The sequence below is a fragment of the Lapidilactobacillus bayanensis genome (assembly GCF_003946695.1).
GTDB classification, from domain to species: domain Bacteria; phylum Bacillota; class Bacilli; order Lactobacillales; family Lactobacillaceae; genus Lapidilactobacillus; species Lapidilactobacillus bayanensis.
The window spans coordinates 1-6,350 of sequence record NZ_RHOX01000052.1; the positions used below are offsets into that span (position 1 = coordinate 1).

The 6,350-nt window shown below is 38.6% G+C and carries 6 protein-coding genes; all 6 read right to left on the reverse strand.

What is annotated here, in order from left to right; all coding sequences use genetic code 11:
• Nucleotides 1-268 precede the first annotated feature (268 nt).
• Nucleotides 269-1,552, reverse strand: coding sequence for a serine--tRNA ligase (gene serS / locus EKM65_RS10970; RefSeq protein WP_125608438.1), 1,284 nt, complete (start codon nucleotides 1,550-1,552; stop codon nucleotides 269-271).
• Between the two features lie 392 nt (nucleotides 1,553-1,944).
• A complete protein-coding gene (locus EKM65_RS10975; protein WP_125608440.1) occupies nucleotides 1,945-2,493 on the reverse strand; it encodes a hypothetical protein in 549 nt (182 codons plus the stop codon).
• Nucleotides 2,494-2,548: 55 nt separating this feature from the next.
• A complete protein-coding gene (locus EKM65_RS10980; RefSeq protein WP_164506931.1) occupies nucleotides 2,549-3,094 on the reverse strand; it encodes a GNAT family N-acetyltransferase in 546 nt (181 codons plus the stop codon).
• A 319-nt stretch (nucleotides 3,095-3,413) separates the two neighbouring features.
• Entirely contained in the window at nucleotides 3,414-4,016 is a 603-nt protein-coding gene (locus EKM65_RS10985; protein WP_125608444.1) for a VTT domain-containing protein, read from the reverse strand.
• A 189-nt stretch (nucleotides 4,017-4,205) separates the two neighbouring features.
• Nucleotides 4,206-5,096: an ROK family protein gene (locus tag EKM65_RS10990; protein WP_164506932.1), complete on the reverse strand. Its 891-nt coding sequence runs from the start codon at nucleotides 5,094-5,096 to the stop codon at nucleotides 4,206-4,208.
• 107 nt (nucleotides 5,097-5,203) lie between these two features.
• Nucleotides 5,204-5,956, reverse strand: a complete 753-nt coding sequence (locus EKM65_RS10995; protein WP_125608448.1) for a class I SAM-dependent methyltransferase — start codon at nucleotides 5,954-5,956, stop codon at nucleotides 5,204-5,206.
• Nucleotides 5,957-6,350 lie beyond the last annotated feature (394 nt).

The window sequence follows — 6,350 nt, forward strand, 5'->3', positions numbered from 1 at the left end:
TATTACCAACTTCAGACTTGTTCGTCAACCAAAAAATCAAACTTTTCTGATAAAAGTCGCAGAACGCTGTCATAGCAGTCGTCATTACCTACAAAAAAACCGCGGAATTGGCCGCGGCTTTACAGCTCATCTAGATTATTCAAGAACTAACTAGACTTAGTTTACTTTTACGTTAGCATTAATTACGTGATTGATGTTATACACAAGCTTCAGTGGCTAACGTCATAAGAAGTTAGTTAGTGTGAATCATTCAAGATAAGTTTACTAGTTAATTTTCTGCAGTGATTTTAGTAATACCATTCATATATGATATTAAAACTTCTGGAACTGTTACTGAACCATCTTCATTTTGATAATTCTCTAGAATAGCCGCGACTGTTCGACCGACAGCTAAACCCGAACCATTCAAAGTATTCAAATATTGAACCTTACCATCTTCATCGCGATAACGGATTTGTGCACGACGCGCTTGGAAGTCGGTACAATTGGAACAACTTGAAATTTCCCGATAAGTATCTTGAGCAGGCAACCAAACTTCCAAATCATAAGTCTTAGCTGATGAAAAACTAGCATCGCCTGAAGCCAAGGTGATGACATGATACGGCAAATTGAGTTTCTTGAGAATATCTTCAGCATCCGCCGTCAACTTCTCCAATTCATTAAAGGAATCTTCTGGTTTAACATACTTGACCATCTCAACCTTGTTAAATTGGTGTAGTCGAATTAATCCACGAGTATCACGACCGGCACTACCAGCCTCTGAACGGAAACATGGCGTCAAGGCAGTTAAATAAATCGGCAACTTAGCACCGTCAATAATCTCATGACTATAATAATTTGTTAACGGTACTTCAGCAGTCGGGATCAGCGTCAAAGGATCGCCTTCATTAACAATTGTGTAAACATCTTCAGTAAACTTAGGAAATTGGCTTGTACCAAACATAGCATCGTTATTAACTAAATATGGTGGAATAACTTCCTCGTAGCCTTCTTTACCGTGTTCATCTAACATAAAGTTATAAAGTGCTCGTTCAAGTTTAGCACCAAATCCCTTATAGTAAACAAAACGAGCACCGGCGACTTTAGCACCACGTTCAAAATCTAAGATGCCCAAATTTTCGCCAATTTCCCAGTGTGCTTTAGGTTCGAAATCAAACTTGCGCGGTGTTTCCCACTTACGAACTTCAACATTATAATCTTCATTAGGTCCCACTGGTACTGAGTCATCAGGAATATTAGGTAGACGTACTAAAATATAAGTAACCTTTTCATCTAATTCAGCAACTTCTTGATTTAATTGCTTAATTTGCGCACCAACTTCGCGCATATCTTTGATTGCTTGGCTAGCATCACCTTTTTCACGTTTAATTTGGGCGATTTCTTCAGAAACATCATTGCGTTTCTTCTTCAAGTTTTCGTCAGCAACAATCTTGGCCCGACGTTGTTCATCCAGCCCTAACAATTCATCAATCTCTTCAGCAGTAACACCACGTGAAGCTAGTTTCTCTTTAATCCAGTCTGGCTTTTGGCGAATCAACTTTAAATCTAACATATACAACATCCTTTCTCATTCAAACTTATGTCAATGCATACAAAAATAACCAGTCTATCCCCATAAAGGGACGAACTGGTTATTTCGCGGTACCACCCATTTTCAAGCTAATGCTTGCACTCAACTGATTAACGACTATGCCGTGCGACTCATCGCCGCCCACTAGGAAAATGGAATAGCTTCATGACAACTCACACCAACCGTTGTCTCTCTGAACTCAGCCAAAGTTTTCCTTACTGTGTTTGAATACCTATAATGTAACATTTTATCGTGAAAATTGCTATGCTTTTTAGCATTTCCGTTAACGAATGGTGAGAAATAAATAAACCGGCTTGACCTAGGTTCAGCATGATCTATGATGCTTCTAAATATGGCCTATTACACTACTATTATTAACCAATCTGATATAAGAACTTAGCAACGCCTAACGCTGTATTCTCACTGAGGACGGTAAAACCAGCTTTGGTGAATAAATTCTTAATTCGATCAAAATCATCTTCACCATCAAACGACGATAATGCTGCATCAATCGTGACGACATCTGTTCTTTGAGCCAACCTAATTAGCGATTGAAGTGACAATTGTGCTAAACCGTGATTTTGGTAATCAAAGAATGCCAATTGTGACGCTGAACCCAACGTTTCTAAGACCGTAATATGAATTTTTTTCTCCCAACCATTATATTCAAATAATAATTGATTTTGAAAATCTGTTCGCGTACGACCTTGTGAATCGAGATTCCTCCAAGGAGTATAAACAAAAATCGAATTGGTTTTTTGCATTTTTTTATCGAATTGAAAATCCGTATAGACTGCATATTGCTGAATATGTTGACCATCTTTTGTTAATGGCACGTCATTATTTTCACTGCGTAGTAAGCGTAGTTCTGGATTGGCTTCAATTTCTTTCATTCGTTGTTGCAATGCGTCACTGTCCACCATATTATCACTCCCATAAAATCTTCACAAACTAGTATAGCACAGCAAAACGCTTGGTCTAGCGCAATTTATCTCGAAAACGTTGCCATTTGCTAAGGGTCAACAAATAATATTTTTCATTAGCTTGCTCAATAAATGGAAAAGGCATTTGCACATCATATTTATAGTCAAAGCCCATTTTTTGTAAAAAGTGGGCAGAACGCTGATTGTTTTCATAATGGCCAGCCCATATTTCTGAAATTTTCATTTCGATAAAGGCATAGTCAAAGACTAGTTTTAACGCTTCAGTCATATAACCCTGGTTCCAAAATTCCTTTAATAAAATAAAACCCACTTCTCGCGTATCTGCAAGCTGACTGCGTTCATCGATACCTCGTTCGTTTAGTTCAACAAAACCGATTTGTTGATGCGTCTCTTGAAGGCAAATCACGTAGTCATTGGGGTGTTGCTGATAAATTCGTAGGATTTTATGCGCCTCATCCAGATTATGAACAGCAGCAAAACCCGCTGTTTGGCGATAAAGATCATCTGAACCTAACTGCAAAATAAAATTCAGATCAGCGTCTGTAAAGGGTCGTAAATAAATACGTTGGTTTTCTAACAAATTATTCGCCTCGCGATGATAATAACTTCTATTCGTTTTTATTTTACAATAATCAATGCTGACTACAACCAATAACGCCTTAAGATCAGCCGGAATTATGATTTAAATAAGCGGAGCCGGAATAAAATCCCGGTCCCGCTTATTTTACGTTGTTATAGGATGGAAATCTGCGTTCAAGCGCCTTGATCACATTCTCTTTAGCCAAAGAATTAGTCAGTGAGCGTGTCAGGTTAAACAGCAAACGCCAATAGCGCTCATCCTACTTCCACTTAGCCAGTACCATTACCAAATTAACCTTTAGCCTATTTCCTAATTCATTTTATCGGATCAAATTAAGCAACCATTGACCACCGTAAATCAAAGCAAAACTATAGGCAGCAATCGTGAATGGCTTCAAAAAAATGATGATAGCTGAAAATTTGGCCCAAGTCATCTTAGTTAATCCGGCGATCATGACCAACACATCATCGGGAGCGACCGGCAAAAAAATGGCTAACGCAAAAAATAAATCAAACGCTTTTTGACTGCGAAATCTTTTTTGGTTGGTATATTTATCGAAGATTTTTTGCGGGATCATGTGGAGAATAAAGTTCTGACCATAGCGGCGTGCTAAAAAGAAATTAATAAATGAGCCAATCACAATGCCAACATAATTATAAATAAAGCCATTAATTGGTCCGAATAAAATAACGCCGACGCCTGTACTGATACCACCTGGAATAATTGGAATAACCACCTGAATGATCTGAATTAAAATGAAAATCACGGGTCCAATCACATGACGCTGGTCAATATATTGGTTCAATGTTGCTTGACTGCGAAAAATCCCCAGCCGATACCAATAAATAGCCAAGCCAATCATAGCAACCACTGACAGTAACGACGCAATATTAATTAGTCGCCGACTTGTGCGATCACTCATTGATTATCCCCCTTATTCTTAATAATAGTTTCTTGGCAAAAAACACCAAATTGAAACCTTAATTTTTAATCGGTAATTAGCAACTTTTTGTAAAAGCGATTAATTATTTAGCTAGCTCAATTTAGAAGCCGATCACAATCTAGTCATACTTTAACACGAATTAACCTGCGTCTTAAACGAACAATTTTGTCACTTAAGCGTGATTTCTGGATAGCAGTCTTTAAAATTCTTAACAGCACCAATTAAATTAGCATCATTAGAAAACCGGCTCGTTTGAATGTCGACAACTGGTTCCACTAAACCAGCCCATTTCAAAAGATTGCTCACGCGATGCGTTAAAATTTCGGCTAGATCTTGGCGTGCGGAAACGCCACCAGCTAAAATGATTCTGTCCGGGTTAAAACTACTAATTAAATTATAAAGACCAACTGCATTATAGTGATAGAATTTATCTACTTCTGTTTGAGCCAGCTCATCACCACCCGCGGCACGATCAAACAATTCGGTCCCGTTAATCGCCTTTTGACCACTTTTTTCGTTATAGCGTTGAACCGTTCTAACGACAGTCCCGATGTTACTCCATGTGTCTTCTGGCGTCATTTGCATGAAGCCAAATTCACCACCAACTAAATTACGCCCACGAACTAATTGCCGATTGATAATAACTGAGCCGCCAACACCGGTTCCTAATGCGATCACCAGTGCATTATCAACATCAGACGCACTGCCCAACCAAAGCTCGGCTAAGGCTGCACAATTCGCATCATTTTCCATTGCGACTGGCAAATCAGCAAATAATTCTGTAAAAACTTTTTTGATTGGAAAATTATGAATATATGGAATTGCGCTCAGACCGCGAATTTCGCCCTTCTTGTTGTCAACAACACCTGGCAAAGATAACGCAACGCCTTGAACATCGTCTACGGTCGTCTGCAAACGCGTAAAAGTTGTCTTTAATTGCGTCTGCATTTCCGCCCAAGTTGTTGGTGTCTTGAAAGAACCGTGCTGACTCAACTTATTTTCATGCCAAACACCGTATTTAACACTAGTGCCACCAAAATCAAAAATAATAACTGCCATTAAACTTGCCTCCAAAAAACTTTTTATCATCTACTTGTAAACTACCAATTAAATATATCATAAAATGGCAGCGTTTTCCGTACGCAGATGCAACAATTCACACAATCCTAGCGCTGTAAGATTAGCAGCTCAAATTGATAATTTAGTCTACTTTTTAAACGACCATTTTTTAATTCAGGCTGTAGTTCATGTTGCAACCAAGTTAGTTTCTCAAGCGCCATCTCCGGATAATCCTGTAAATAAGTTGTCAATTCTGTTTGTGACAACTCCTCATTTATTTGATAATTGAAATATTTCGTTTGACTCTCATTAAACTCAGATTGCAAAATCATTTGATAAGCTGCCATCAAATCTGGATGGACTTCCGGCCGTTCTTGTGGTAAGTTGAGCTTAGTGAACAATGGCGTCATAACGGGATCGTCAACTTGATTTAAACGAAAAATAAAAACCGTTTTTGTGGCCATTCGACTAATTGTTAACATCTGAGTTGGGTCAACATCTGGTAACATACTAAGCCAAAGTGCTGGCACGCGTAACTTGGCTTTAACCAAATCTTGCCAAGCTGCGGTTATTAGCCTAATTGGCTTAATTGACTTCTGCTGCATGACACGTCGTTGCAAAATTGCCAGCATTTTTTCTGAAAAATCAACGGCAGTTACCGCCACACCTGCTTGGGCAAACGGCAGTGAAAAACGCCCCGCGCCGCTGCCCAAATCTAATATTTGTGCTGGCAACAAATTAATCCGCTGTAAAAATTCAAGTACATCCGCTACATATGGCAATTGACTTTGCTGCTCAGTATCATAGTATGTGGCAGCAAAATCGTTCCACGCTGCTTTTTCCTCGGCCAAATCTGTCATTATCTTCACCTCGTCTTAAAAAAGGAGTCGCTATGTTCAAACAAGCACTGAAACTAAAAACCTTCTGGCTCTTTACCTTTTTCGTTATTCTACTAATTATGGCAATAAACGCCAAGCCAATCAATTGGAGTGTCGTGATTATTTGCATTACTTGGTTATTGATTAGCTTAAGTTTAGTCTCAACTGAAATCCAACGACATCAATGAATTGCTTACCATCTACCTGTACTTGCTTGCAAAACTGTTAGCTTGTTATTTTTCATGCTTGCTGGAAATATGATGGTGGAATAATTTAAGCTAATTAGAACTAATTTTTTTCCTGAATTGTCAAATCAAATGCAACACTAATTCCAAAAGCAAGAAATTGGTCTAGAAGGCATATCTTTAAGCTGGTG

Bases quoted from the DNA above. Each gene is read 5' to 3' on its own strand.
- EKM65_RS10990 (WP_164506932.1), bottom strand. From the start codon at position 5,096: ATGGCAGTTATTATTTTTGATTTTGGTGGCACTAGTGTTAAATACGGT.
- EKM65_RS10975 (WP_125608440.1), bottom strand. From the start codon at position 2,493: ATGGTGGACAGTGACGCATTGCAACAACGAATGAAAGAAATTGAAGCC.
- EKM65_RS10995 (WP_125608448.1), bottom strand. From the start codon at position 5,956: ATGACAGATTTGGCCGAGGAAAAAGCAGCGTGGAACGATTTTGCTGCC.
- serS (WP_125608438.1), bottom strand. From the start codon at position 1,552: ATGTTAGATTTAAAGTTGATTCGCCAAAAGCCAGACTGGATTAAAGAG.
- EKM65_RS10985 (WP_125608444.1), bottom strand. From the start codon at position 4,016: ATGAGTGATCGCACAAGTCGGCGACTAATTAATATTGCGTCGTTACTG.